The sequence below is a fragment of the Oleiphilus sp. HI0117 genome, from assembly GCF_001635235.1.
On the sequence record NZ_LWGA01000466.1, the window covers coordinates 1 to 712 of the forward strand.

Genomic DNA, 712 nt, shown 5'->3' on the forward strand with positions numbered 1-712 from the left:
GCTCGCAAATCATACTTTCGCTTCATTTAGTTTAGTCTTAAGTATATCTATCAAGCTCAGCTTAGGTGACGATGCACAACAGGCGCTCGCTTTAGCCGCATTTTTTCACGATACGGGTTGGCTAAAACTGCCTATGCATTTGCTTGGTAAGGCATCACCTTATACGGCGAGTGAAAAGAAGTTAATTTATCAGCATGTCTCGATAGGCTTACGGTCGTTAAAACAAAACTGTGAGCTCAGTTCAATCGTAATGCGCATTATTACCGAGCATCATGAGCACCTGGATGGAAGCGGTTACCCTTCTGGACTTAAGTCTGATCAGATACATCCTTTAAGTAAGGTTTTCGCAGTGGTTGTCAGGTATGATGAGTTAGTCCACGGCTTGCTTGATAGGCCTGCGGTAACACCTCATGGCGCTCTTGCTAATCTATATAAAGAGGCCAAAAATGAAAAACTTGATGAGCCTTCCGTGTCAGCGCTGATTAGTCTATTGAGTGTTTATCCGGTGGGTAGTGCTGTCCAGCTAAGCAACAAAGAAAAAGGTATTGTTCTTGAGATCGATGCCGATCAACCAAAATTACCTGTCGTAAAGGTTGTTTACGATATGGCAGGGATGGCGCATATTAAGCCCAAGGTGATTAACCTTGCAAAAATCAAGACAGATAAAGAGCTGTCGATTACTTCTGTCTTGGATCTAACCGTCCCAGGCGCT

Annotated in this window: 1 protein-coding gene; it reads left to right on the forward strand. The window is 43.7% G+C overall.

The features are described 5' to 3' along the window. The coding region (locus tag A3757_RS05350; protein ID WP_156506195.1) for an HD-GYP domain-containing protein at positions 1-712 on the forward strand (712 nt) is incomplete at both ends.